Raw genomic sequence first — 26,917 nt, 5'->3', positions numbered from 1 at the left:
GTTCAGGTATCGGCACGAAACGGATTGCAGCAGCCGGGGTCATCCGCCAGGCACTTGAGCAGATCAAAGCGGGACACGATGCCCACCAGCCGTCCCTCCACCACCACCGGCAGCGCCTGGATACCGTGGTTGATGAACAACCGGGCGGCCACGCTCATGTCATCTTCCGGTTGCAGAGTGAGTAGCTGTCGGGTCATCACCTCGCCCGCGGTCCGACCGCCGATGCGGTTGGGGTCGTCGCTGGAGGCACCCCCCAGGGGAGAACGGTACAGGGACTCCTTCCACCAGGCCGTCCGCGGTTCCACCCGCTCATCCGCCATGCGGTGAGTCAGGTCGCCGGTGGTGATGATGCCCACCAGCACATCGCCCTCATCCACCACGGGCAGGCCGTTGATGCGGTGCTTCACCAGCAGGCGGGCCACCCGCTGAATGGGGGTATCCGGTCTGACGCTGAGCGGGTCCGGCGTCATCAGATCCTGTATATGCATGGTTGTCTCCTCGGTCCGGAAGGCGGGCCATTCAATGATATTGAACATGATTTCCCGCCCGCCCGACTCACAAGCCCGTCACGGACCACACAATATACCTCCACCCATATATTCACAAGAGCGCATATTCATTCACTCACCGGAACATGCCGGATGACCACCAGGCCCATGCAGACACGGCGGGAGATCCGGGCCGGCTGGAAGCCTTATCGCGCGGTGATGAAATCGTGAGAGGCTGAAATGCAAGAAGCCCGCATCGGGATGACCGATACGGGCTTCTTGTCTTAATGTGGTAGCGGGGGCAGGATTCGAACCTGCGACCTTCGGGTTATGAGCCCGACGAGCTGCCAGACTGCTCCACCCCGCAACTGAGGCTGTGTATACTAATGACCTTTCCCGGATAATGCAAGGGTTTCATCTCACTTTTTTGCAACTCATGCACCACGGTGGATCAGGTGCCGGCGCAGATCATGTCGATAGATGAATCCGGGCATGGCGAACACGGCAAACATGGACAGGGTGATGGCATAGAACTGCCAGCCCTGGACATGGATCGTGCCGGTGACCAGGCGCTCCAGCCCGAGGCCGATGGCCACCACTAAAGCGTAGAGTATACCCCACTCCAGGAAACGAATGAAGGCCGGCTTGTCGCCCCCACGGGGCGTCATGACGAACAGGACCCGCTCATTGAGCCACGGGAGGTTGGCCGCCACCAGGGCGATCAGAAGATAGAGCCAAACAGAAACCTGCAAAAGATCCATATTCTCCTCCCCTATCGGACTGCCGCGGTAAGAGACATCAGGATACCGGGAAAGATCCCCAGTCCCAGCATCAGCAGGCCATTGACCGACAGCACCACATTGACATCCATGCCCCGGGACAACTCGGTCCGGTCTTCCGGCTTATCGAAGTACATGAACTTGATGATGCGCAGGTAGTAGAAGGCGCCGATCACCGACATCAACACGGCGAACACGGCCACCCAGATGAAGCCCACCTGCACCACGGCCTGAAGCACCGCCAGCTTGGCATAGAAGCCCAGGGTGGGCGGCAGACCCGCCATGGCGGCCATGAGCAGCAGCATGATGAAAGCAAACCAGGGGCTACGCTCATTCAGGCCACGGAAATCCTGAATGTTATCCGCCTCGAAGCCCTGGCGGGACAGATACAGCACCATGCCGAAGCCGCCGGCCGCCATCAGGGCATAGGCGATCACGTAGAACAAGGCCGCCGCGTTCCCCTCCGTTGTCCCGGCCATGATGGCCAACAGCACGAAGCCGACATGGGAAATGGTGGAGTAGGCAAACATGCGCTTGATGTTGGTCTGGGCGATGGCCACCACGTTGCCCACCGCCAGGGAAAGCACCGCCAGGATCAGCAGCATGCCCTGCCAATCCGCATGCAGCGGCCCCATGCCGTCCACCAGCAGGCGCATGATGATGGCCAGACCGGCGATCTTGGGTGCCGTGCTGATGAACAAGGTCACCGGGGTGGGGGCGCCGTGGTACACATCCGGCAACCACATGTGGAAGGGCACCGCCCCCAGCTTGAAGGCCAGGGCCACCACGACGAAGGCCAGGGCGAATACCAGGGCCATGTTGAATTCACCGGAGGCCGTGAGGATGCCCGCCGTCACGCCGGCGATATCCAGGGTGCCCGTGATGCCGTAGAGCATGGACATGCCGTAGAGCAGCACGCCCGATGCAATGGAGCCCAGCACGAAATACTTCATGGCGGACTCGGCCGCCTGGGTGGAATCCCGATTGAAGGCCACCAGGGCATAGAGGCACAAAGACAGCAACTCAAGACCCAGGTAGAGGGTGAGCAGGCTGTTGGCCGAGATCATCACCATCATGCCCAGTACGCCGAACAGCCCCAGGACATAGAACTCACCCCGGTAAAGATCCCGGGTCATCAGATAGGGCCGGGCGTACAGGAAGACCACCGCCGAGATCAGCAACACCACCGATTTGAGCAGGTCCGACATGGGATCGGCCACGAAGGTACCGGACATGGTGATACGCACCTCCGGGGCGGCCAGCCACACGGTCAACACCAGGGCGCCCAGCACGGAGAACTGGGTCAGTCCGTAGGTGATGTCCCGACGGGCCTGGGGGATGAAAAGATCCGCCACCAGGATGAAGCAGGCCATGCCCAGCAGGAAAAGCTCGGGAATGACGGGGATGAAATCCGGAATCTCAAAGGTCATATCGGCATCCAGGAGAGCTTAGAGCTTGGAAACGGCGATATGCCGCACCAGGTTGTCCACGGTGGCGTCCAGCACATCCAGCAAGGGCGCCGGCCAGACCCCCAGAAGGAGCACGGCAAAGGCCAGCACGCCCAGCACCCAGAACTCACGCCGGTTCACATCCGTCAGTTTGGCCACGTTGTCATTGGCCACCTCGCCGTAGACCACCCGCTTCACCAGCCACAGGGTATAGGCCGCGGCCAGGATCAGGGTGGTGGCGGCCAGCAGGGCAATCCAGAAGTCGGCGCGGAAGGCGGCCAGGATCACCATGAACTCGCCCACGAACCCCGAGGTACCCGGCAGTCCCGTGTTGGCCATGGCAAACAGGACGAAGAAGGCGGCGAACCAGGGCATGGTGTTGGCCACGCCGCCGTAATCGGCGATCCGGCGGCTGTGCATGCGGTCATAGAGCACCCCCACGCAGAGGAACATGGCCGCGGAGATCAGACCGTGGGAGATCATCTGCACCATGCCGCCGCTGATCCCCAGGGCAGCCCCCTGCCAGGAACCGGTGTTGTTGTAGATCATGAAGACGATGAAGAAGCCCAGGGTCACGAAACCCATATGGGCGATGGACGAGTAGGCGATCAGCTTCTTCATGTCCTGCTGCATCAGGGCCACCAGGCCGATGTAGACCACGGCGATCAGGGACAGGGTGACCATCAGCCAGTCCAGGGCCATGGCCGCGTCCGGGGCAATCGGCAGGGAGAAGCGCAGGAAGCCGTAGCCGCCGATCTTGAGCATGATCGCCGCCAGGATCACCGACCCCCCGGTGGGTGCCTCCACGTGGGCATCCGGCAACCAGGTATGGACCGGGAACATGGGAATCTTCACCCCGAAGGCCAGCAGCATGCCCAGGAAGATCAGCATCTGGGCGGTCATGCCCAGGGGCAGATGGTGGAAGTCCAGGATGGCGAAGCTGCCGGACTGGGTATACAGATAGATCAGGCCGATGAGCAGGAACACCGAGCCCAGGAAAGTGTAGAGGAAGAACTTGAGGGTGGCGTAGATCCGGTTGGGGCCGCCCCAGATGCCGATCACCAGGAACATGGGGATCAGCATGGCCTCGAAGAAGACGTAGAACAGCACCGCGTCCAGGGCCGAGAAGACCCCGTTCATCAGGCCCTCCATGATCAGGAAGGCAGCCAGGTACTGGGACACCCGATGCTGTATCACTTCCCAGGCGGCAATGACCACCAGCACCGTGATGAAGGTGGTGAGCAGGATCAGCGGCATGGAGATCCCGTCCACGCCCAGGTGGTAATGGATGTTGAAGGTGCTGATCCAGGGGATCATCTCAACGAATTGCATCTCGTGGGTGCCGCGGTCGAACTGGGTGAACAGCGGGATGCTCACCAGGAAGGTCAGCACCGCGAAGGCCAGGCCCACGCGCCGGGATGCCTCGGGCATCCGGTCACCCATGGTCAGGACGATCAGGCCGCCGAGAATCGGCGTCCATATCACAAGAGAGAGCAGTGGCCAGTCAGCGAACATTATTTCTTCCCAGTGGAATCCTGCGTTGATCCTGTCGTTGCACCCAGCACGACCGCGCTAGAAGGCAAACGCCATGATGAGCACCAGCAGACCGATGATCATGGCGAAGGCGTAGTGATACACATAGCCCGTCTGCACATGACGCACCTGCCGGGACAACCAGCCCACCGTCCTGGCACTGCCGTTGACGATGGCCGTATCGATCACCAGCGTGTCACCAAAGCGCCACAACCACTGCCCCAGGCGCTGGGTCCCCTTGGCGAACACCGCCTCATTGAACTGGTCGAAGCCATAGCTCCGGTTGAGCAGGTCGTAGGCCCAGGGCGCACGACGGCGGGCGCTGTCGGCAATGTCCGGGCGCTTCATGTAGACGTACCAGGCCGTGGCCAGACCCGCCATCGCCAGCCAGAAGGGCGGCATCGCCAGGCCGTGGGCGATGAAGCCCGTGACGCCGGTGTAGCCCTCGCCCAGACGGGCCAGTACATCCCGGGTCTCGTCCACATGGATCACGCCGGCAAAGAAATCGCCGAACAGCATGGGACCGACGAAGTAACCCGCCAGCACCGAGGGAATCGCCAGCAGGATCAGGGGCACGGTGACCACCCAGGGTGACTCCTTCGGATCTCCCTTCAGGCCGTGACCGTGGCCCTCATGGTCGTGTCCGTGATCGTGGTCGGTGCCGGGTGCCGCATGGCGGAAACGCTCCTCGCCGTGGAACACCAGGAAGAACATGCGGAAGGTGTACAGGGCGGTGACGAACACCCCCAGCAATATCAGCACGTAGGCAATACCCGCCCCCGGAATCTCCGACAGTGACACGGCCTCGATGATGCCGTCCTTGGAGAAGAAGCCGGCGAATCCGGGGAAGCCGATCAGGGCCAGGGAGCCGATCAGGGCGGTGGCATAGGTGATGGGCATGTACTTGCGCAGCCCGCCCATGCGACGGATGTCCTGCTCATGATGCATGGCCATGATCACCGAACCGGCGGCCAGGAACAGAAGGGCCTTGAAGAAGGCATGGGTCATGAGGTGGAAGATGCCCGCCGCATAGGCGGAGGCGCCCAGGGCCACCGTCATGTAACCGAGCTGGGACAGAGTGGAATAGGCCACCACCCGCTTGATGTCGTTCTGCACCAGCCCCACCAGCCCCATGAAGAAGGCGGTGACGGCACCGATGATGAGCACGAAGCTCAGGGCGGTCACGGAGAATTCGTACAGGGGCGACATGCGCGCCACCATGAAGATCCCCGCCGTCACCATGGTGGCGGCGTGGATCAGGGCCGAGATGGGGGTGGGGCCTTCCATGGAGTCGGGCAGCCACACATGCAGGGGCACCTGGGCCGACTTGGCCATGGCACCGATGAACAGCAGGATGCAGGCCACGGTCAGCAGGGACCATTCGGTGCCCGGCAGGACACTGATGCCGGCCTGGGACATGCCTTCGGCCTGACCGAAGACGGTGGCGTAGTCCAGGCTGCCGGTGTAGAAGACGATGGCGGCAATCCCGAGCACGAAGGCAAAGTCCCCCACCCGGTTGACGATGAAGGCCTTGAGGTTGGCATGGATGGCGGTGGGCCGCTTGAACCAGAAGCCGATGAGCAGGTAGGACACCAGGCCCACGGCCTCCCAGCCGAAGAACAGCTGCATGAAGTTGTTGGCCATCACCAGCATCAGCATGGAGAAGGTGAACAGGGAAATCAGGGCAAAGAAGCGCTGATAGCCCGGGTCCTCATGCATGTAGCCGATGGTGTAGATGTGCACCATCAGGGAGACGAAGGTCACCACCAGCATCATCAGGGCGGTGAGGTTGTCGATCAGGAACCCCACCTCGAAGCGGATGCCGTCACTGACCAGCCAGGTGTAGACGGTCTCGTTGTAGACCTCGGCCCCGCCGATCACGTGGTGCCAGAACACCACCAGCGAGAGCAGGAAGGAGACGGCCACCCCGGCGATGGTGGCGGTATGCGCCCCGGTCCGCCCGAGCTGCTGGCCGAACAGACCGGCGGCGATGGCCCCGAACAGGGGGGCGAGTACGATGAGCAGATAGATAGTATCCATGCCCTACCCCTTCATCTCGTCCAGATCCTGGACGTTGATGGTCTGTCGATTACGGAACACCAGCACCAGGATGGCCAGGCCGATGGCCGCCTCCGCCGCTGCCACGGTGAGGATGAAGAACACGAAGATCTGCCCCGCCAGATCCCCCAGGTAATGGGAGAAGGCAATGAAGTTCATGTTCACCGCCAGCAACATGAGCTCGATGCACATGAGCAGGAGGATCAGGTTTTTCCTGTTCAGGAAGATCCCGGTGACGCTCAGCGCGAACAGGATCGCCCCAAGGATGAGGTAATGCGACAGAGGAATCATGCTTGGTCCCGTTTTTGGCCCAGCGCAGGTCTCGCCACGGCGCCCGCTTGGGTGTTTTCATTCAGCCCTGTAGATTCAGTCCTGAAATCCGCCCGCCATGCCGATCCGGCCATGACAACAGGATCCAGGGTCCATCGGCCCATGTGACGCTACTTCTTTTCCGCTTCCATCTTGATCAGGCGCACGCGGTCCTTGCGCTGCACCTTGATCTGTTCCGCCGGATCCATGTAGAGGCTATCGGGCCGGCGCCGCAACGTCAGCACGATGGCCGCGATGATGGCCACCAGCAGGATCACGGCAGCGATCTCGAAGGGATACACGTACTCGGTATAGAGCAACTGGCCGATGGCCTCGGTATTGCTGTAGTCCGCATCGGCGCGGCCCGGAGATTCCACCTGGAACACCCTGGCCCCCACCACCATGGCCATCACCACCATCATGCCCACCGCCACCACCAGTCCCACCGGCAGCAACCTGACAAACCCCTCCCTGACCCGGGCCACGTTGATGTCCAGCATCATGACCACGAACAGGAACAACACCATCACCGCCCCCACATAGACCAGCACCAGCAGGATGCCGAGGAACTCCGCCTCCAGCATGATCCAGTGGGCGGCGCTGGTGAAAAAGGCCAGCACCAGGAACAGGGCCGCATGCACCGGGTTGCGCACCGTGATCATGGCCACGGCCGAACCCACCAGGATGGCGGAGAAGAAGTAGAACAGAAACTGTTCGAAACTCATGAAAGGCAGTCCCCCTGATCAGCGGTAGGGCGCATCGACGGCACGGGCGGCGGCAATCTGCGCCTCGTACTTGTCACCGATGGCCAGCAGCTTGTCCTTGGTCATGATCTGCTCGCCACGGTTTTCGAAGTGGTAGTGCATGATGTGGGTCTCGACGATGGAATCCACCGGGCAGGCCTCCTCGCAGAAGCCGCAGAAGATGCACTTGAACAGATCGATGTCGTAACGGCTGGTCCGGCGGGTGCCGTCATCCCGCTCTTCCGACTCGATGGTGATGGCCAGCGCCGGACACACCGCCTCGCACAGCTTGCAGGCGATGCAGCGCTCTTCCCCGTTGGGATAGCGGCGCAGGGCATGCAGGCCGCGAAAACGGGGCGAGATCGGCGTGGTCTCGTCCGGATACTGGACGGTGATCTTGCGGGCAAAGAAGTGCCGACCGGTGAGCTTCATGCCCAACAGCAGCTCCCACAGCAGGAAGGTCTTGAAGAACTGGCGAATCGCCGTGCTCATGATGAAAGCCTCCCTTATGCGAACCAGGGACCGATGCCCAGGGCAAAGGCCACGCCCAGGACAAACAGCCACACGATGGTCACGGGAATCAGCACCTTCCAGCCCAGCCGCATGATGTGGTCATAGCGGTAGCGCGGGAAGGTGGCGCGGAACCAGAGGAAACAGAACAGGAAGAAGGCCGTCTTGATCAGCAGCCAGTGAATACCGCTGTCCAGCAGCCAGCCGATCACCGGCAGGGCAAAGGCGCTCTCGGGCAGGATGCCCTCAAAGGGCGACAGCCAGCCCCCCAGGAACAGCAGGGCAGTCAGCGCCGAGATCAGGATCATGTTGGCGTATTCGGCCAGGAAGAAGATGGCAAAGGCCATGCCGGAGTATTCCACATGGAAACCGGCCACGATCTCCGACTCCCCTTCCGCCACGTCGAAGGGCGCACGGTTGGTCTCCGCCACCCCGGAGATCAGGTAGACCAGGAACAGGGGGAACAGGGGCAGCAGGAACCAGTGATAGACACTGCCCTGCTGCGACATGACGATCTCACCCAGATTCAGGCTGCCGGCGGCCATCACCACGCCCACCAGGGCAAACCCCATGGCGATCTCGTAGGACACGATCTGGGCGGCGGATCGCATCCCCCCCAGCAGGGCGTAGCGGGAGTTGGAGGCCCAGCCGGCGATGATGATGCCGTAGACACCCACCGAACTCAGGGCCAGCAGATACAGCAGGCCGGCGTTGATGTCGGCCAGCACCATGCCGTCATCGAAGGGGATCACCGCCCATACCGCCAGGGCCGGGGCAATGGCCAGTACCGGGGCGATCAGGAACAGATACTTGTCCGAGTTGCTGGGAATGATGACTTCCTTGAGCAGCAGCTTGAGGGAGTCGGCGATGGGCTGCAGCCACCCTCGCGGCCCCACCCGGTTGGGTCCCACCCGCACCTGCATGTAGCCGATCACCTTGCGCTCGGCGAAGGTGGTGTAGGCCACCACCAGCAACAGGGGGCCGACGATCATCATGATCTTGGTCATGATCTGCATGATCACGGGCAACCCGTCCCAGAATTCCATCATGGCTTGCTGCATGCTCGGACCCCGACCTTAAACCTTGTGCAGTTCCACCGGCCCGTATGCGGGGCCGAGGGTGCTTGTTTCCGTGATGCCACCCGGCAGCCAGACACAGCCGGCGGGTACCGTATCGTCGATCATCAGCCTCATGCGGGCAGTCAACTTGCCCTGGCGCACCACCACTTCCTCGGCCCCCAGCAGATCCAGGCCGCGGGCCTGTGTCTCGCTGATGCGGGCCGCGCGATCGAGGGCCTCCGGCGTCTGCTGCAGAGGCAGGGACCGGCGCACCAGGCTGTCCACCCCGTACATGGCGGTGGCGGAAACCCGTTGCAGCCCGGCAGGCCTGGGCGGCAGGGCCAGGTGACGGCCCTCCAGGGAAACCCGGTTGTCGAAACCGGAGATGCCCGCCTCGGCCAGGCGGGCCTTGAGTTCATCCCTCACCTCTTCCGAGGACAGGTATTCAAACCCGGCCAGATCGCTCATGTTGCCCAGTACCCGCAATACCTTCCAGGCGGGACGGGTGTCCCCCGGCGGGGTGGCGGCGCCGGGCACGCTCTGCCAGCGGCCTTCCCCATTGACCCAGGTGCCGGAGGTCTCGGCAAAGGTGGCGATGGGCAGCAGCACATGGGCATGGCGACGCAGGGTCTCGGTGACGAACGGTGTCATGGCCACCACGAACTCCGCTCCCTGCAGGGCCTGCAGGGCCTGGGCGGGATTGTCGCAATCCAGTTCCGGTTCCACGTTCAGCAGGACACAGGCCTTCATGCCGTCGGCCAGCAGGCTTTGCACATGACGTCCCTCCGTCTGCAGGGCCGCCCCGGCAGCGCCCCGGTGAGGCACCGCACCCGCCAGCCAGGCACCGGCGGCATTGCCGCCTTCGGGCAGGTATCCCAGGCGGGCACCGGTGACCTCGCACAGGGCACCCGCCAGCGCGCGCAGCAAGGTAAACCGGGGATGGTGCATGGCCTGGGTACCCAGCAGCACCTGTCCCCGCGCCCCGGCCTGGGCCAGCACCTCGGCCATGGCGGTATCGACGGCATCGGGCTTGACGGCCTTGAGCACGTCGACCAGGGCGGCCGGCGCCGATTGTCCCGCGCCGGCCAGTGCCGCCCGCAGTACCCCGGCCAGGGCCGTGAGCATGCCGTGAGGGTCGGTGACCCGCTGGTGCGCGAGGGGGAAGTGGAAGCCGAAATCCCGCGGATTGATGGCCATCACCGGCCGCCCCTTGAGGGCCGCCTTGCGCAGGCGGTGGGCCAACATGGGCTGTTCCTTGCGGACGTCGCCGCCCACCAGCAGCAGACCGCCGGTCTCCTCCAGATCCTCCAGGCTGCTGCCCAGATAGGGGAACAGGGGCGCCTGGTCCTGATCCGAGAAGTCAGTCTGCCGCAGGCGATGGTCCAGGGACTGGATCCCCATGCCCCGCAGCCACTGCTGGGCCAGATAGAGTTCTTCCAGGCTGGACTGGGGGGACAGCAGGACACCGCACTCGGTAGCCGGCTGTGCCCGCAGCCCCTCGATGACGCGGGTCATGGCCGTTTCCCAATCGGTGCTCACCCACTCTCCCCGGTCGCGGATCATGGGCGTGGTGAGGCGATCTTCCGACTGCAGGCCGGCATAGCTGAACCGGTCGCGGTCCGCGATCCAGGTTTCGTTCACGCCGTCATTGCGACGGGGCACCACTCGCTTGGCCTGACCGTTGTCGGTGTGCAGGAACAGGTTGGAGCCCACGCAGTCATGGGGAGACACGGTGGGGTGCTGGATCAGTTCCCAGGCCCGGTAGGTGAAACGGGACGGCTTGGCGGTCAACGCCCCCACCGGACACAGGTCGATGACATTGCCCGAAAGCTCGGACACCACGGTACGCTGGACAAAGGTCCCGATCTCCAGCCGTTCGCCACGACCGGTGGCGCCCAGTTCCCGCATGCCGGCGATCTCCTCGCCGAAACGCACGCAGCGGGTGCAGTGAATGCAGCGGGTCATCTCGGTGGCGATCAGGGGGCCGATGTCCTTGTCCCTGACCACGCGTTTGGCCTCGCTGTAGCGGGACAGGTCCTCGCCATAGCCCATGGAGACATCCTGCAGTTCGCACTCCCCGCCCTGGTCACAGACCGGGCAGTCCAGGGGGTGATTGATGAGCAGGAATTCCATGACCGCCTTCTGGGCGGCCAGGGCCTTGGGCGACCGGGTGTAGACCTTCATACCCTCGGCCACCGGAGTGGCGCAGGCCGGCATGGGCTTGGGTGCCCGCTCCACCTCCACCAGGCACATGCGGCAGTTGGCCGCCACCGACAGCTTCTCGTGGTAGCAGAAGCGCGGGATACGGATACCGGCGGCATCCGTCGCGGCGATCAACATGCTCCCCTTCCTGGCTTGCAGGGGGATGCCGTTGACCTCGAAGTTGACCAGATCGTCACTCATGCTTCACTTCCCGTTGCCCCGTTCCGCACCCGTCAGGCCGCGTCCGCCACCAGGCTGCGACCGTGCTGAATGTAGTGTTCGAACTCGTGTCTGAAGTGCTTCACAAAACTGCGCACCGGCATGGCGGCGGCATCGCCCAGGGCGCAAATGGTGCGTCCCTCGATCTTGGCCGCGACCTCGTCCAGCCGCGCCAGGTCTTCCATGCGGCCCTGGCCTTCCACGATGCGCGTGACCATGCGATAGAGCCATCCCGTGCCCTCGCGGCAGGGCGTGCACTGACCGCAGGACTCGGCGAAATAGAAGCGGGAGATACGCTGCAGCACCTTGACCATGTCGGTGGTCTCATCCATGACGATGACGGCACCGGAACCCAGCATGGAACCCACCTTGGTCACGCCGTCATAGTCCATGGTGGCGGTCATCATGAGATCCCCCGGCACCACCGGCACGGAGGAACCCCCGGGGATCACCGCCTTGAGCTTGCGCCCCTTCCAGACCCCGCCGGCCATGGCCAGCAGGTCGGCAAACGGCGTACCCATCGGCACCTCGTAGTTCCCGGGGCGTTCCACGTGCCCGGACACCGAAAACAACTTCTCGCCGCCGGAGCGTTCCACCCCCAGGGCGGCAAACCACTCGCCGCCCTCACGGATAATGGCGGGCACCGAGGACAGGGTCTCGGTGTTGTTGATGGTGGTGGGCCGGCCGTAGAGACCGAAGTTGGCCGGAAACGGCGGCTTGAACCGGGGCATGCCCTTCTTGCCCTCCAGGGATTCCAGCAGGGCGGTTTCCTCGCCGCAGATGTAGGCGCCGGCGCCCAGGGTGGGATACAGATCGAAATCAATACCGCTGCCCTTGATGTTCCGCCCCAGCCAGCCGTGGTCATAGGCCTCCTTCACCGCCTGGCTGAAGCGCTGATAGGGCTCGTCCATGAACTCGCCGCGCATGTAGTTGTAGCCGACGGTGGCGCCGATGGAATAACCGGCGATGATCATGCCTTCCACCAGGGCGTGGGGATTGAAGCGCAGGATGTCCCGGTCCTTGCAGGTGCCCGGCTCGGATTCATCCGAGTTGCACACCACGTACTTCTGGCCCGGCGCCGTGCGCGGCATGAAGCTCCACTTGAGACCCGCGGGGAACCCGGCCCCGCCGCGGCCCCGCAGATTGGAGGCTTTCACCTCTTCGATGACCTGGTCCGGGGTCATCTTCTCGGCGATGATCTTTTCCAGGGCCTTGTACCCGCCCACCTTGAGGTAGTTGTCATAGGTCCAGGGTTCATCGAACTGGCGGGTGATGAAGCAGATGCGGTTGGTCATGGGCGTCTACTCCAGCTTGTCCAGGATCTCATCCACCTTCTCGGGGGTGAGATGCTCATGATAGACGTGGTTCACCTGCATCATGGGGGCGCCGCAGCAACCCGCCAGGCACTCCTCTTCCTTCTTGAGGAAGAAGCGGCCGTCCGGCGTGGACTCCCCCAGCTTGATGCCCAGCTTGTTTTCCACGTGGTCGAGGATCTTGTCGGCGCCGCGCAGCATGCAGGAGACATTGGTGCAGACGGAGATGCTGTGACGCCCCACCGGCTCCAGCTCGAACATGGAGTAGAAACTGGCCACCTCGTAGACGGCGATCTCGGGCATGCCGATGTACTCGGCCACCGCATCCATCATCTCGGTACTCAGATGCCCCTGCTCATGCTGGACGGCCCGCAAGGCCCCCAGCACCGCGGAGCGGCGCCGGTCTTCCGGATAGCGGGCCAACCACTGATCGATCTCCTCGCGCAGATGCGCATTGAGCAGGCTGGCCTTCCCCTTGGTCTGGTTGGCTGACATCAGCGGTCAATCTCCCCGAACACGATATCCAGGCTGCCGATCAGGGTGACCACGTCGGCGAGCATGTGACCCCGGGACATCTCGTCCAGGGCTGACAGATGGACGAATCCCGGCGGCCGGACCTTGACCCGGTAGGGCTTATTGGCCCCATCGGAGATCAGATACACCGCGAACTCCCCCTTGGGATGCTCCACCGCGGAATACACCTCGCCCTCGGGCACACAGTAACCTTCGGTGAAGAGCTTGAAGTGATGAATCAGGGACTCCATGTCCGCCTTCATTTCCTCCCGCGGCGGCGGTGCGACCTTGTGATCGTCGATCATCACCGGACCCGGGTTGGCCTTGAGCCATTCCACGCACTGACGAATGATGCGGTTGGACTGACGCATCTCCTCGATCCGGACCAGATAGCGGTCGTAGCTGTCGCCGTTGACCCCCACCGGAATATCGAAATCCATGCGGTCATAGACGGCGTAGGGCTGTTTCTTGCGCAGATCCCAGGCCACTCCGGAGCCGCGCAACATGGGACCGGTCAGACCCATCTGCAGGGCGCGCTCCGGGCTGACCACACCGATCCCCACGGTACGCTGCTTCCAGATGCGGTTATCCGTGAGCAGGGTTTCATACTCGTCCACGCAGGTCGGGAAGCGGTGGGTGAAATCCTCGATGAAATCCAGCAGGGAGCCGGAGCGGCTCTGGTTGAGGCGCTTCACATCCGCCGCGCTCTTCCAGCGGGAAGGCTCATATTGGGCCATGGTGCCGGGCAAATCCCGATAGACGCCGCCGGGACGGTAGTAAGTGGCGTGCATGCGGGAACCGCTGACCGCCTCGTAGCAGTCGATCAGGTCCTCGCGTTCGCGGAAGCAGTACAGGAACATGGTCATGGCGCCCACGTCCAGGGCGTGGGTGCCCAGCCACAGCAGATGGTTCAGGATCCGCGTGATCTCGTCGAACATGACCCGGATGTACTGGGCACGCAGCGGCGGCTCAATCCCCATCAGGCGCTCGATGGCCTTCACGTAGCCGTGCTCGTTGGCCATCATGGACATGTAGTCCAGGCGATCCATGTAGCCGATGCTCTGGTTGTACGGCTTGCTCTCGGCCAGTTTTTCCGTGCCCCGGTGCAGCAGACCGATATGGGGATCGGCACGCTGCACCACCTCGCCGTCCATCTCCAGCACCAGTCGCAGCACCCCGTGGGCGGCCGGGTGCTGAGGGCCGAAGTTAAGCGTGTAATTGCGAATCTCAGGCATCGGCGGACTTCTCCTCGGCGGCATCGTCCAGATAGCGATGGTCCTTGCGGATCACCCTGGGCACCAGGACCCGGGGGGTGATGGTCACGGGCTGGTAGATCACCCGGCGCTGTTCCGGGTCGTAGCGCATCTCCACATGGCCCACCAGGGGGAAGTCCTTGCGGAAGGGATGGCCGACAAAGCCGTAGTCGGTGAGGATGCGACGCAGGTCCGGATGACCATTGAAGACGATGCCGAACAGGTCGAAGGCCTCGCGCTCGAACCAGTTGGCGCTGTTCCAGACCTCCACCAGGGACGGCATGGTGGGAAACTCGTCATCCTCGCAGTACACCCGGATCCGCAGGCGGTGATTGTGGGCCACCGAAAGCAGGTGGTAGACCACGGCGAAACGGGAGCCGGAGCGGCCGGAGGCAGGCGGGGCTTCATCAAAGGTGAAACGGCCGAAGGTGGCCTTCTCCACCCCGCGGCTAAAGCCCTCGGCAGTGGAGGACTCGGTGGTCCATTCCGTCACCCCGTAGGCGGAATAGTCCACCCCGCAGACATCCACCAGCATGTCGAACCCCAGTTCCGGGTCCCTGCGCAATATCCCGGCAACACCCGGCAGGTCCCCGGCGGAGACTTCGAGGGTCAGTTCGTCACAGGCCTGGTGCAGGCTCCTGATCCGGCCCTTGATCTTTTCTTCCAGGCACGCGGCCAGTCTGTCGAGTTTCTCGCTCATCGTGAAGTCCAGGCTGGAGACCGCCGGCTAGCGGGCAATGGTCTGAGTGCGACGGATCTTGTTCTGCAATTGCAGAATGCCGTACAACAGGGCCTCCGCGGTGGGAGGACATCCGGGGACATAGACATCCACGGGCACGATGCGGTCACAGCCGCGCACCACCGAGTAGGAGTAGTGATAGTACCCTCCTCCGTTGGCGCAGGATCCCATGGAAATGACCCAGCGGGGCTCGGCCATCTGGTCATAGACCTTGCGCAGGGCGGGTGCCATCTTGTTGCACAGGGTACCGGCCACCACCATGACATCGGACTGGCGCGGACTGGGACGGAAAATCACCCCCATCCGGTCCATGTCGTAGCGGGCGGCACCGGCATGCATCATCTCGATGGCGCAGCAAGCCAGGCCGAAGGTCATCGGCCAGAGCGATCCGGTCCGGGCCCAGTTGATGAGCTTGTCCGCAGAGGTGGTGACAAAGCCCTTTTCCAGGACGCCCTCTATTCCCATTCCAAGGCCCCCTTCTTCCACTCGTAGATGAAGCCGATCACCAGGATGCCGAGGAACATGGCCATGGCGAGCAGGCCGAACATGCCGATCTCATCCAGGGCCACGGCCCAGGGGAAGAGAAACGCGATTTCCAGATCGAAGATGATGAAGAGAATGGCCACCAGGTAGAACCTGATGTCGAATTTCATGCGGGAGTCTTCAAAAGCCTCGAAGCCGCACTCATAGGGCGAGTCCTTGGCACTATCGGGCTTGCGTGGCCCCACGGCCATGCCGATCGCCAGGGGAATGACGCCGACAAGCAGCCCGATGCCAATGAACACCAGTATTGGCAGGTAGTTTTCCAGCATTTCCCTCTCCTCCTGACCCAGCGCTGAATGACCTGGGGCAGGACTTGGTGATTTTTCGTGTGCCCGTGATTCAAGTCCAGGCACATCTTTTTATTAGTTATTTGAGCCGGCGTAAAGTGCCAATGCTTCAGAGGTCCGGGCGAGTCTAGGACACCCATAAAAAAAGTGTCAAGCTCCCAATAAAACTAATGCATTGATAAGTCAGTAAATTATTTTGACAAGTCGCAATATTTCGCCCTCCCGAGGGAGGCCGAGCGGTCGTCACGAAAATCCTGCCAGGCGGGCAAGACCCCGCGCGGGGAAGACGCGCCCCGCACAGAAAAGAGGTGCGGGAAAATTGGCGCTGGATGCAGGATCAGGACTGACAAGGACAAAAAAGATGGTGCAGATGGTCGGACTCGAACCGACACGGCTTTCGCCACCGCCCCCTCAAGACGGCGTGTCTACCAATTCCACCACATCTGCAATATCGAGCAACGAGGTTCCGGCGGTTAGCCGAGCCATGTCAGCTTGCCCGCCGGACCGGCATTCTATCAGAAACCGCGCCGGGGTGAACCCCAAATTTCGCTTTATTTTCCAATCAATTCGGCACGTCGGCCGGGACGTCGCGCACGCGATCGGCAGGCACCTGTTCCACCGGCTGCTCGATGACGCGAGGGGCGGCATCGATCAGATCGATGACACTGGGCGCCTCGGGCCGATTGGCCACCAGATAGGCCAGCGCCAGACTATTGACGAAAAAGGCCGTGGCCGTGAAGGCGGTGGCGCGACTGAGGGCGTTGGCGGAGCCACGAGCCCCGAACACGGTGGCCGAAGCCCCGCTGCCGAATGCCGCGCCGGCGTCCGCCCCCTTGCCATGCTGCAGCAGGATCAGGGCGATCAGTCCAATGGCCAGGATGACCTGGATAACGAGCAAAATGCCATACAGCATGACGATTTCAACCTGCTTGTTCTGCGGCCTTGCAGATTGCCAGGAAATCCGAGGCCTTGAGTGAGGCGCCGCCGATCAGGCCGCCATCGATATCGGGTTGTGCAAACAGCTCGGCGGCGTTATCGGCTTTGACGCTGCCGCCATACAGGATACGCACCTTCCGCGCCACGTCCGGATCCCGGTCCGCCAGACGGGCACGAATGAAGGCATGCACCGCCTGCGCCTGTTCGGGCGTGGCGGTCCTGCCGGTACCGATGGCCCACACGGGCTCATAGGCAATCACGGCATCGGACAGGGCTTCAATCCCCTCCACCGCCAACACCGCATCCAGCTGGCGCGCCACGACGGATTCGGTGACGCCGGCTTCACGCTCTTCCAGCAGCTCACCCACACACAGGATGGGGGTCAGACCATGGCGACGGGCAGCGGCGAACTTGCGCGCGGTAAAGGCATCATCCTCGCCGTACAAGGTACGGCGCTCGGAATGGCCCACGATCACACAGGTGCAGCCCATCTCCCGCAGCATGTCTCCGGACACCTCGCCGGTGAAGGCACCATTGTCCTGATCCGACACGTCCTGGGCACCCAGTGCGATGCCGCCGTCCCGGCACAGCCCCGCCACCTGTTCCAGGTAGACAAAGGGGGGACAGACCGCCACGTCCACCTTGCCCAGTCCGCTCACGGGACCCACCAGCGCCTGCATCAGGGTCTGGTTGGCACTGCGTGAACCATTCAACTTCCAGTTACCGGCTACCAGGGGCCTGCGCATGAATCTGCTCCTGAGTTCGCACTGCGTGTTGTATGGAGCCGGGAATCCTACCTTCGCGGCGCGGATAAATCAATTTCATCCTGCCTCGGCGGCCCGGCGCACCACATCGGCCAGATCCTGGGCAATCCGCCCCACCAGGCGCAGATCGGAACCTTCCACCATCACGCGGACCAGGGGCTCGGTGCCCGACGGGCGCAGCAGGACACGTCCGCGACCGGCCAGGGTGTCCTCGGCCGATTGCAACGCCGTGGTGATCTCCTGGTGGTCCAGCAGGGACGCACGAGATGTGGCGGCGTTGATGGGGACATTCACCAGGGTCTGCGGATACTTCTCCATCACCGCCTTCAACGCCGACAGGGGTCTGCCGGAGGCGCGCATGACCTCCAGAATCTGCAGGGCCGCCACGATCCCATCTCCGGTACTGGTGCGGTCCAGGCAGATCAGATGTCCGGAGGATTCCCCACCCAGCACCCAGCCTTCCGACTGCAGGGCCTCCATCACATAACGATCCCCCACGGCGGCACGGCGAAACGGGATCCCCTTGGCCGACAGGGCTTGCTCCAGCCCCAGATTGCTCATGAGGGTGCCTACCACCCCGCCCTGCAGGATGCCGTCCGCATGCCGGGCCAGGGCAATGATGCACAGGGCCTGGTCACCATCCACCACTTCACCCTTTTCGTCCACCAGGATCAGGCGATCGCCGTCCCCGTCCAGGGCGATGCCCAGATCCGCCTGATGGGTCAGCACCGCGGTCTGGAGCTGCCGAGGATGGAGGGAACCGCAACCCTCGTTGATGTTGAAGCCGTCCGGCTCCACGCCGACGGGAATCACCTCGGCGCCCAATTCCTCGAACACGTGGGGCGCCACCGCATAAGTGGCGCCATGGGCACAGTCGACCACGATCTTCAGTCCGCGCAGGGTCGTGCCGGTGGGGATCGTACCCTTGCAGAACTCGATATAGCGACCGGCGGCGTCCACCATTCGCTCCACCTTGCCCAGCTTGGCGGAATCCACCGTCTCCATGGGTTTTTCCAGCTCCGCCTCGATGGCCTGCTCCACCGCATCCGGGAGCTTGTTGCCGCTGCTGGAAAAGAACTTGAAGCCGTTGTCGTAATAGGGATTGTGCGAGGCACTGATGACGATGCCGGCCGAGGCGCGGAAGGTACGGGTCAGGTAGGCCACGGCGGGCGTGGGCATGGGCCCGAGGAGACGGATATCCACGCCGGCGGCGGACAGGCCGGCCTCCATGGCGGACTCGAACATGTAACCCGAAACCCGGGTGTCCTTGCCGATCAGGACCAGGCCCTTGCCGTCCTGCGCCAGCACCCGTCCAACCGCCCAGCCCAGGCGCAGGGCAAAATCCGGGGTCATGGGATGCTGTCCGACGCGGCCGCGGATGCCGTCGGTACCGAAATATTGTCTTTCCATGGTCGTACCTGAGTCAGTGAATGAGCCTGGCGGGGCAGTGCTGTCGTCGTTGGCTATGCCAGGGCAGCCAGCACGCGCAGTGCATCCCGGGTCGCGCCCACGTCGTGGACACGCAGAATCCGGGCCCCGCGCTGGGCTGCCAGCAAGGCCGCCGCCACACTCCCCGTGATGCGCTCCCGGGGCGGGCGGTCATCGCCGAGCATTTTACCGATCATGCTCTTGCGGGACACCCCCACCAGCAAGGGCAACCCATCCACGACCAGCGCCGGCAACTGCCGGAAAAGGGCGAGATTGTGTTCATGAGTCTTGCCGAAACCAAACCCCGGATCCAGCACCAGGTGATCCCTCGGAATTCCCGCCTCAAGACAGGCGGCCACGCGGGCGGCGAGAAAATTCCGCACCTCCGCCACCACATCGTCATAACGGGGATCGACCTGCATGCCGCGGGGCTCTCCCTGCATGTGCATCAGACAGACCCGCGCCTTCGTCCCGGCCGCCACGGCCAGGGCGCCGGGGGCCTGCAGGGCGAAGACATCATTGATCATGCCGGCACCGGCGGCGCAGGCCTCGCGCATCACTTCCGGCTTGCTGGTATCCACCGAGATCAACGCATCCACCCGTGCGGCAATGGCCTCAACCACCGGGATGACCCGATCCAGTTCTTCCTGGAGGGACACCCCGGCCGCCCCGGGACGGGTGGACTCCCCCCCAACGTCGATGATGTCCGCACCCTCCTCCACCATGGCGAGCGCTCGCTCGATGGCCTGCCGCGGCGCCAGGAAACGGCCACCGTCGGAAAATGAATCGGGGGTGACATTGAGAATCCCCATGATCTGGGGCAACGCGGCGTGATGGCTCATGTCATGCATCCGGGGTACGGGATCGATCGATGAAGGGGGCAGGTTTGAAACAAAGAAGCCGCCCTCGAAAAGGCGGCTTCTCCAACGGGCCGTTCATCAACGGCCCGTTTCACACAGTGATGACGGCATCAGGTCTGGCTGGCGGGGCCGCCGATGACACCCTTGCTGTCACCCTTTTCCTGATCACGACCGGCCGCGCCACCGGGACCGGATTCACTGCCGCCGGTCCAGCCACCGGGCTCACGGGGCTCGCGCCCTTCCATGATGTCGTTGATCTGATCCACGTCGATGGTCTCGAACTTGATCAGGGCGTCGGCCATGGTATGGAGCCTCTCCATGTTGGCTTCAAGGATCTCCTTGGCACGCTCGTAGCTGGTGTCGATGACGCGACGGATCTCCTCGTCGATGGCGTGCGCCGTCTCGTCGGACATCTGCTTGCGCTGGGTCACCTGGCGGCCGAGGAACACCTCGCCCTCCTCCTCGCCGTAGGACAGCGGACCGAGGCGATCGGACAGGCCCCACTTGGTCACCATGTTGCGGGCAATGGCCGTGGCCCGTTCGATGTCGTTGGAGGCGCCCGTGGTCACCTTGTCGGCGCCGAAGATGATCTCCTCGGCGATGCGGCCGCCGAACAGGGAGCAGATCTGGCTCTCGAGTCGGGTCTTGCTGTGGCTGTAGCGGTCCTCGTCGGGCAGGAACATGGTCACACCCAGGGCACGCCCGCGGGGGATGATGCTCACCTTGTAGACCGGATCATGCTCGGGCACCAGGCGGCCGACGATGGCGTGACCGGCCTCATGATAGGCGGTCAACTTCTTCTCGTCGTCGCTCATCACCATGGACTTGCGCTCGGCGCCCATCATGATCTTGTCCTTGGCGCGCTCGAAGTCGATCATCTCCACCAGTCGCTTGTTGGAGCGCGCCGCAAACAGGGCGGCCTCGTTGACCAGGTTGGCCAGGTCGGCACCGGAAAAGCCGGGCGTACCGCGGGCGATCAGGTCGGCGCGCACGTTCTCGGACAGGGGTACCTTGCGCATGTGGACCTTGAGGATCTGCTCGCGACCGCGCACATCCGGCAGGGGCACCACCACCTGACGGTCGAAGCGACCGGGACGCAGCAGTGCCGGGTCCAGCACGTCGGGACGGTTGGTGGCGGCAATGACGATGATGCCTTCGCTGCCCTCGAAACCATCCATTTCCACCAGCAACTGGTTCAGGGTCTGCTCGCGCTCGTCATGCCCTCCCCCCAGACCGGCGCCACGATGGCGGCCCACGGCATCGATTTCGTCGATGAAGATGATGCAGGGGGCATGCTTCTTGGCCTGATCGAACATGTCGCGGACCCGGGAGGCACCCACGCCCACGAACATCTCCACGAAATCGGAACCGGAGATGCTGAAGAAGGGCACCTTGGCTTCGCCGGCAATGGCCTTGGCCAGCAGGGTCTTGCCGGTACCGGGGGAGCCCACCATCAGGACGCCGCGGGGAATCTTGCCGCCCAGCTTCTGGAACTTGCTGGGGTCGCGCAGGAAGTCCACCAGCTCGGCCACGTCTTCCTTGGCCTCGTCACAGCCGGCCACATCGCCGAAGGTGACCTTGATCTGGTCCTCGCTCATCATGCGGGCCTTGCTCTTGCCGAAGGACATCGCCCCCCGACCGCCGGCACCACCCTGCATCTGGCGCATGAAGTAGATCCAGACCGCGATCAGCAGCAGCATGGGGAACCAGCTGATGAGGATGTCCGTCAGCAGGGAACGCTGGGCGGGTTCCTCGACGCGGATCTCCACATTGCTGGCCAGCAGGTCGCCGATCAGACCCGGATCATTGGGGGCGTAGGTATTGAAGCGCTCGCCGCCGATGGTACGGCCGTGGATGGTCTTGTCCTCGATGAAGACGCTGTCGATGCGTCCGGCCTTCACCTCGTTGAGGAATTCCGAATAGGACCAGGCCTGGGGCTGAGGTTGCGTCGGGCTGAAGTTGTTGAACACCGACATCAGCACGATGGCGATAACCGCCCAGATAATCAGGTTTTTTACCAGCTCGTTCAAGGGTCTACCTCGACTTTGTCTGTCGTGTGCTCGTGGTTTAGCTGACCTTACACCAGTTTGGCGCCCCTGGCCAACGCATAAACCTCCCGCGATCGGGACCGTGACGCCTCGGGCTTGCGGATCTGCACCTTGTCGAACTGTCCGCGCAGGGTCTTCACATAGTCGTCAAAGCCTGTCCCATGGAACAGTTTGACCAGGAAATCACCACCGGGTTTCAGCACCCGGCCCGCCGTATCCAGGGCCAGCTCCGCCAGATACATGGCCCGGGGCTGATCCACGGCCTCCACACCACTGGTATTGGGGGCCATGTCGCAAATTACAAGGTCTGCCGGCTCATCGCCGAGGGCGGCGAGGATGGCTTCAAGCACCGCTTCCTCGCGAAAATCCCCCTGGATGAAGGCCACCCCCTCGATGGGATCCATGGGCAGGATGTCGGAAGCGATCACCCGCCCCTTGCGCCCCACCTCGCCGACGGCGAACTGGGTCCAGCCACCGGGAGCAGCCCCCAGGTCCAGTACCCGCATGCCGGGTCGGATGATCCGGTCACGGGCCTGGATCTCCTGCAGCTTATAAACGGCGCGGGAGCGCCAACCTTCCTGTTGCGCCTTCTGGACGAAGGGATCGCTGAAGTGTTCCTTGAGCCAGCGGCTGCTGGTCTTGCTACGTGCCATGGGTCAGGATTTCCGGGGTTGCTTCCCTGTGTGAAGTCGGTGCCGCGGGGGAATATTGCCCGGGGTCGGACTCCTACAGCGGGTATGCGCATGCTAGACTCGGCGACTTGAGGAACGGCCCGCATGCCCCGGCCGTCCTGTCACCTCGCGGGATGCTCCCGCGTCCTGGTTATTCTTGCGGATTTTTCCCTGACATGCCCATTGAAAGACACATCAAGCACCTGCGTGCCCTGGCGCACTCCCGTAAACCCGTGGTCAGCATCGGCCGCAACGGCCTCACCGAGCCGGTCATGGAGGAAATCCGCAAGGCGCTGGACCACCATGAACTCGTCAAGATCAAGGTCGCCATCGGCGACCGGGAACAGCGGGACGCGGCGATCCATGAGATCTGCGGGCAGACCGGGGCGGAACTGGTACAGCGGGTGGGATTCATCGCCACCCTGTTCCGGCGCAACCCGGACAAGCCGGTGATCGAACTCCCCTGAGCGTCCCGGCCCTTCCCCCGCCCGGGGGAAGGGCCGGCCGTGGCCGTCAGCGGTAGTGTACCGCCACGATCTCGAAGTGCTTTTCCCCGCCCGGGGCACTGAAGTGGATCTCGTCCCCTTCATGCTTGCCGATCAGGGCTCGGGCGATGGGTGAATTCACCGAAATCAGGCCCATCTTGATATCGGCCTCGTCGTCACCCACGATCTGATACGTCACCTCCGCATCCGAGTCCAGGTCCACCAGTTCCACGGTGGCGCCGAAGACCACCTTGCCGCCGGCGTTGAGGGTGGTCACATCAATGATCTGGGCATTGGAGAGCTTGGCCTCCAGTTCCTTGATGCGCCCCTCGATGAAGCCCTGCTGCTCACGCGCGGCATGGTACTCGGCATTTTCCTTCAGATCGCCGTGGGCACGGGCCTCGGCGATGGCGGCGATCACCCGTGGACGATCCTCGCTCTTGAGGCGCTGCAGCTCCGTCTTGAGCAATTCGGCCCCGCGTACCGTCAGAGGCGTCTTGTTCATGAGCGGGTCTCCTTGTGCATGTCCTGCAGGCAGTACACCAGGTCGCTGTCCAGATACTCCAGGGCCTGGACCGTGGCATAGGCACCGGCCAGGGTGGTGGTATAGGTCACCTTGTGCTGCAGGGCTTCACGACGGATGGTGAAGGAGTCGGCAATCGCCTGCTTGCCCTCGGTGGTGTTGATGATCAGGCTGATCTCGTCGTTCTTGATCATGTCGACGATATGGGGCCGACCCTCGGTCACCTTGTTGATGCGCTCGCAGGTCACGCCGGCGGCCTCCAGGGCCTGGGCGGTACCGTGGGTGGCGATCAGCTCGAAGCCCCGGGCCGCCAGCTCCTTGGCCACCTGGATGATGCCGGGCTTGTCCACCTCGCGCACGCTGATGAAGGCCTTGCCGGTCTCGGGCAGCTTGACGCCGGCACCCAGCTGGCTCTTGGCAAAGGCCTCGGGGAAATTGCGGCCCATGCCCATGACCTCGCCGGTGGACTTCATCTCGGGGCCGAGGATGGGGTCCACGCCGGGGAACTTGATGAAGGGGAAGACCGCTTCCTTCACCGAGTAATAGTCAGGCACCACGGTTTCGGTGGCCCCCTGCTCCACCAGGGAGCGGCCGGCCATGCAGCGAGCGGCGATCTTGGCCAGGGGCATGCCGATGGCCTTGGAAACGAAGGGCACGGTACGGGAGGCACGGGGGTTCACCTCCAGCACGAAGATGCGATCCCGCTGGATGGCGAACTGGGTGTTCATCAACCCCACCACGCCCAGGGCCAGCGCCATCTTGCGCACCTGTTCGACGATCTGATTCTGCAGCGCCATGCTCAGGCTGTAGGGCGGCAGGGAACAGGCGGAGTCACCGGAGTGCACGCCGGCCTGCTCGATGTGCTGCATGATGCCGCCGATGAGCACGTCCTTGCCGTCGCAGATGGCATCCACGTCCACCTCCACGGCATCGTCCAGGAAGCGATCCAGCAGCACCGGGGCATCATTGGACACCTTCACCGCGTCGCGCATGTAGCGGCGCAGGTCGGTTTCGTTATAGACGATCTCCATGGCACGACCACCCAGCACGTAGGAAGGACGTACCACCACCGGATAGCCGATGGCCTCCGCGTGGCGTACCGCCTCGTCCACGCTGCGGGCGGTGCGGTTGGGGGGCTGAACCAGCTCCAGCTTCTCGATCAGCTGCTGGAAGCGCTCCCGGTCCTCCGCCAGGTCGATGCAGTCCGGGGTGGTGCCGATCACCGGCGCGCCAGCGGCCTCCAGGTCCCGGGCCAGCTTCAGCGGGGTCTGACCGCCGAACTGGATGATGATGCCCTTGGGTTTTTCCAGGTGCACGATCTCCAGCACGTCCTCCAGGGTCAGCGGCTCGAAGAACAGCCGGTCGGAGGTGTCGTAATCGGTGGAAACGGTCTCCGGATTACAGTTGACCATGATGGTTTCGTAACCATCCTCGCGCATGGCCAGAGCGGCATGCACGCAGCAGTAGTCGAACTCGATCCCCTGCCCGATCCGGTTGGGGCCGCCGCCCAGGACCATGATCTTTTCGCGGCTGGAGGGATTGGCCTCGCACTCCTCCTCATAGGTGGAGTACATGTAGTCGGTGGTGGAGGCGAACTCGGCGGCACAGGTATCCACCCGCTTGTAGACCGGGTGGATGCCCAGTTCATGACGGTAGGCACGCACGGTCCGCTCGGTCTCGTCGAGCAGCTTGGCCAGGCGGCGGTCGGAGAAACCGTACTGCTTGAGGGTGAACAGGGTCCGGCGATCCAGATCCTTCAGGGAGCGGCTCTTGAGGTCCTGCTCGATGTCCACCAATTCCTGGATCTGGGCCAGGAACCAGGGATCGATGCGGCTGAGTTCATGCACCTGCTCCAGCGTCAGGCCGAAGCGGAAGGCATCGGCCACGTACCAGATGCGCTCGGGACCGGCATCGGCCAGCTCGCTGCGGATGATGGATTCGGCATCTTCCGCGTTCAGATCCACCATCTCGTTGAGGCCGTCACTGCCGGTTTCCAGGCTGCGCAGGGCCTTCTGGAAGGATTCCTGGAAGGTGCGGCCGATGGCCATGGCCTCGCCCACGGACTTCATCTGGGTGGTCAGCTTGGCCTTGGCGGTGGGGAACTTCTCGAAGGTGAACCGGGGGATCTTGGTCACCACGTAGTCGATGGACGGCTCGAAGGAAGCCGGGGTCACGCCGCCGGTGATCTCGTTGCGCAGTTCATCCAGGGTGAAGCCCACGGCCAGCTTGGCCGCCACCTTGGCAATGGGGAAGCCGGTGGCCTTGGAAGCCAGGGCCGAGGAACGGGATACCCGGGGGTTCATCTCGATGACCACCAGACGGCCATCCTCCGGGTTCACGGCGAACTGCACGTTGGAGCCGCCGGTGTCCACGCCGATCTTGCGCAGCACCGCCAGGGAGGCGTTGCGCATGATCTGGTATTCCTTATCCGTCAAGGTCTGGGCCGGGGCCACGGTGATGGAGTCACCGGTATGCACACCCATGGGGTCCAGGTTCTCGATGGAGCAGATGATGATGCAGTTGTCCGCGCGGTCGCGAACCACCTCCATCTCGTACTCCTTCCAGCCCAGCACGGATTCCTCCACCTGCACCTCGTTGACCGGAGACAGGTCCAGGCCGCGCTTGACGATCTCTTCGTATTCTTCCCGGTTGTAGGCAATGCCGCCGCCGCTACCGCCCATGGTGAAGGAGGGACGGATGATGATGGGATAGCCGATCTCCGGCTGCACCCGTTGGGCCTCTTCCCAGCTGTTGACCATAAAGGCCTTGGGCGAGGCCAGGCCGATCTCGTCCATGGCCTGACGGAAGCGCTCCCGGTCCTCGGCCATGTCGATGGCGTCTTCGGTGGCGCCGATCAGCTCGACGCCGAACTTTTCCAGCACGCCGTTGCGGGCCAGATCCAGGGCACAGTTGAGGGCGGTCTGTCCGCCCATGGTGGGCAGCACCGCATCCGGGCGCTCCCGCTCGATGATGCGGGCGACGGTCTTCCACTCCACCGGCTCGATGTAGACGGCATCGGCCATCTCCGGGTCGGTCATGATGGTGGCGGGGTTGGAGTTGACCAGGATGACCCGGTAACCCTCTTCGCGCAGGGCCTTGCAGGCCTGGGCGCCGGAGTAGTCGAACTCACAGGCCTGGCCGATGACGATGGGGCCGGCGCCTATGATGAGGATGCTCTGGATGTCGGTTCTCTTTGGCATGCGTGTC

At 63.3% G+C, this 26,917-nt stretch carries 25 protein-coding genes and 2 tRNA genes; 1 reads left to right on the top strand and 26 read right to left on the bottom strand.

What is annotated here, in order from left to right; genetic code table 11:
- Positions 1–2: 2 nt before the first annotated feature.
- The 24 genes from LQD11_RS01440 to rlmE all read right to left on the bottom strand — a co-directional run bounded on the left by LQD11_RS01440 (position 3) and on the right by rlmE (position 22,684).
- Positions 3–488: a CBS domain-containing protein gene (locus LQD11_RS01440; protein ID WP_238615918.1), complete on the bottom strand. Its 486-nt coding sequence runs from the start codon at positions 486–488 to the stop codon at positions 3–5.
- Positions 489–778: 290 nt separating this feature from the next.
- Positions 779–855, bottom strand: a tRNA-Met gene (locus LQD11_RS01435).
- A 67-nt stretch (positions 856–922) separates the two neighbouring features.
- On the bottom strand, positions 923–1,249 hold the full coding sequence (locus LQD11_RS01430; protein WP_238615917.1) for a DUF2818 family protein: 327 nt from the start codon (positions 1,247–1,249) through the stop codon (positions 923–925).
- 11 nt (positions 1,250–1,260) lie between these two features.
- Entirely contained in the window at positions 1,261–2,697 is a 1,437-nt protein-coding gene (nuoN, locus tag LQD11_RS01425) for an NADH-quinone oxidoreductase subunit NuoN (protein WP_238615916.1), read from the bottom strand.
- Between the two features lie 18 nt (positions 2,698–2,715).
- Entirely contained in the window at positions 2,716–4,230 is a 1,515-nt protein-coding gene (locus tag LQD11_RS01420) for an NADH-quinone oxidoreductase subunit M (protein ID WP_238615915.1), read from the bottom strand.
- Between the two features lie 57 nt (positions 4,231–4,287).
- The gene (gene nuoL, locus LQD11_RS01415) at positions 4,288–6,288 is read right to left on the bottom strand and encodes an NADH-quinone oxidoreductase subunit L (protein WP_238615914.1); all 2,001 of its coding nucleotides are present in this window, start codon (positions 6,286–6,288) and stop codon (positions 4,288–4,290) included.
- Positions 6,289–6,291: 3 nt separating this feature from the next.
- The gene (gene nuoK, locus LQD11_RS01410) at positions 6,292–6,597 is read right to left on the bottom strand and encodes an NADH-quinone oxidoreductase subunit NuoK (RefSeq protein WP_090204636.1); all 306 of its coding nucleotides are present in this window, start codon (positions 6,595–6,597) and stop codon (positions 6,292–6,294) included.
- A 149-nt stretch (positions 6,598–6,746) separates the two neighbouring features.
- Positions 6,747–7,340 carry an NADH-quinone oxidoreductase subunit J gene (locus tag LQD11_RS01405; protein WP_238615913.1) on the bottom strand — a complete coding sequence of 198 codons (594 nt, stop codon included), beginning with the start codon at positions 7,338–7,340 and terminating at the stop codon, positions 6,747–6,749.
- A gap of 18 nt (positions 7,341–7,358) precedes the next feature.
- Positions 7,359–7,850: an NADH-quinone oxidoreductase subunit NuoI gene (gene nuoI / locus LQD11_RS01400; RefSeq protein ID WP_238615912.1), complete on the bottom strand. Its 492-nt coding sequence runs from the start codon at positions 7,848–7,850 to the stop codon at positions 7,359–7,361.
- Positions 7,851–7,864: 14 nt separating this feature from the next.
- Positions 7,865–8,917, bottom strand: a complete 1,053-nt coding sequence (nuoH, locus tag LQD11_RS01395; protein WP_412852785.1) for an NADH-quinone oxidoreductase subunit NuoH — start codon at positions 8,915–8,917, stop codon at positions 7,865–7,867.
- A gap of 27 nt (positions 8,918–8,944) precedes the next feature.
- Positions 8,945–11,329 (bottom strand): NADH-quinone oxidoreductase subunit NuoG, encoded by a 2,385-nt coding sequence (gene nuoG, locus LQD11_RS01390; RefSeq protein ID WP_238615910.1) that lies wholly within the window; start codon positions 11,327–11,329, stop codon positions 8,945–8,947.
- A gap of 32 nt (positions 11,330–11,361) precedes the next feature.
- On the bottom strand, positions 11,362–12,642 hold the full coding sequence (gene nuoF / locus LQD11_RS01385; RefSeq protein WP_008932000.1) for an NADH-quinone oxidoreductase subunit NuoF: 1,281 nt from the start codon (positions 12,640–12,642) through the stop codon (positions 11,362–11,364).
- A gap of 6 nt (positions 12,643–12,648) precedes the next feature.
- On the bottom strand, positions 12,649–13,155 hold the full coding sequence (locus LQD11_RS01380) for an NADH-quinone oxidoreductase subunit NuoE family protein (RefSeq protein ID WP_008931999.1): 507 nt from the start codon (positions 13,153–13,155) through the stop codon (positions 12,649–12,651).
- Positions 13,155–14,408: an NADH-quinone oxidoreductase subunit D gene (locus LQD11_RS01375; protein WP_238615909.1), complete on the bottom strand. Its 1,254-nt coding sequence runs from the start codon at positions 14,406–14,408 to the stop codon at positions 13,155–13,157. Before LQD11_RS01375 ends, LQD11_RS01380 begins: the two co-directional genes overlap by 1 nt.
- A complete protein-coding gene (locus tag LQD11_RS01370) occupies positions 14,401–15,126 on the bottom strand; it encodes an NADH-quinone oxidoreductase subunit C (RefSeq protein ID WP_238615908.1) in 726 nt (241 codons plus the stop codon). The genes LQD11_RS01375 and LQD11_RS01370 overlap by 8 nt, the downstream gene beginning before the upstream one ends.
- A 27-nt stretch (positions 15,127–15,153) precedes the next feature.
- Entirely contained in the window at positions 15,154–15,630 is a 477-nt protein-coding gene (locus LQD11_RS01365; RefSeq protein WP_008931996.1) for a NuoB/complex I 20 kDa subunit family protein, read from the bottom strand.
- Complete coding sequence (locus tag LQD11_RS01360) at positions 15,621–15,977, bottom strand: NADH-quinone oxidoreductase subunit A (protein WP_008931995.1); 357 nt, start codon at positions 15,975–15,977, stop codon at positions 15,621–15,623. The genes LQD11_RS01365 and LQD11_RS01360 overlap by 10 nt, the downstream gene beginning before the upstream one ends.
- Before the next feature lie 380 nt (positions 15,978–16,357).
- Positions 16,358–16,442, bottom strand: a tRNA-Leu gene (locus tag LQD11_RS01355).
- 115 nt (positions 16,443–16,557) lie between these two features.
- Positions 16,558–16,908, bottom strand: coding sequence for a preprotein translocase subunit SecG (gene secG, locus LQD11_RS01350; protein WP_238615907.1), 351 nt, complete (start codon positions 16,906–16,908; stop codon positions 16,558–16,560).
- A 7-nt stretch (positions 16,909–16,915) separates the two neighbouring features.
- Positions 16,916–17,677: a triose-phosphate isomerase gene (tpiA, locus tag LQD11_RS01345; RefSeq protein ID WP_238615906.1), complete on the bottom strand. Its 762-nt coding sequence runs from the start codon at positions 17,675–17,677 to the stop codon at positions 16,916–16,918.
- Positions 17,678–17,752: 75 nt separating this feature from the next.
- The gene (gene glmM, locus LQD11_RS01340; protein WP_238615905.1) at positions 17,753–19,105 is read right to left on the bottom strand and encodes a phosphoglucosamine mutase; all 1,353 of its coding nucleotides are present in this window, start codon (positions 19,103–19,105) and stop codon (positions 17,753–17,755) included.
- A gap of 53 nt (positions 19,106–19,158) precedes the next feature.
- A complete protein-coding gene (gene folP, locus LQD11_RS01335; protein ID WP_238615904.1) occupies positions 19,159–19,965 on the bottom strand; it encodes a dihydropteroate synthase in 807 nt (268 codons plus the stop codon).
- A gap of 128 nt (positions 19,966–20,093) precedes the next feature.
- Positions 20,094–22,013: an ATP-dependent zinc metalloprotease FtsH gene (gene ftsH / locus LQD11_RS01330; protein ID WP_276315643.1), complete on the bottom strand. Its 1,920-nt coding sequence runs from the start codon at positions 22,011–22,013 to the stop codon at positions 20,094–20,096.
- 47 nt (positions 22,014–22,060) lie between these two features.
- Positions 22,061–22,684, bottom strand: a complete 624-nt coding sequence (gene rlmE, locus LQD11_RS01325) for a 23S rRNA (uridine(2552)-2'-O)-methyltransferase RlmE (protein ID WP_238615903.1) — start codon at positions 22,682–22,684, stop codon at positions 22,061–22,063.
- Between the two features lie 194 nt (positions 22,685–22,878).
- Between rlmE and yhbY the strand changes: the two genes are divergently transcribed.
- Positions 22,879–23,169, top strand: coding sequence for a ribosome assembly RNA-binding protein YhbY (gene yhbY / locus LQD11_RS01320; protein ID WP_238615902.1), 291 nt, complete (start codon positions 22,879–22,881; stop codon positions 23,167–23,169).
- A 46-nt stretch (positions 23,170–23,215) separates the two neighbouring features.
- Here the strand turns inward: yhbY and greA are convergent, their stop codons facing one another.
- Together greA and carB are read right to left on the bottom strand one after the other, a co-directional pair.
- Entirely contained in the window at positions 23,216–23,692 is a 477-nt protein-coding gene (gene greA, locus LQD11_RS01315; protein WP_238615901.1) for a transcription elongation factor GreA, read from the bottom strand.
- On the bottom strand, positions 23,689–26,910 hold the full coding sequence (gene carB, locus LQD11_RS01310) for a carbamoyl-phosphate synthase large subunit (protein WP_238615900.1): 3,222 nt from the start codon (positions 26,908–26,910) through the stop codon (positions 23,689–23,691). Before carB ends, greA begins: the two co-directional genes overlap by 4 nt.
- Positions 26,911–26,917 lie beyond the last annotated feature (7 nt).

This window comes from Ectothiorhodospira shaposhnikovii (genome assembly GCF_022227765.1).
GTDB lineage: Bacteria > Pseudomonadota > Gammaproteobacteria > Ectothiorhodospirales > Ectothiorhodospiraceae > Ectothiorhodospira.
The sequence above is the reverse complement of the archived record's forward strand: the minus strand, read 5'-3'. Positions and strand labels throughout refer to the sequence as shown.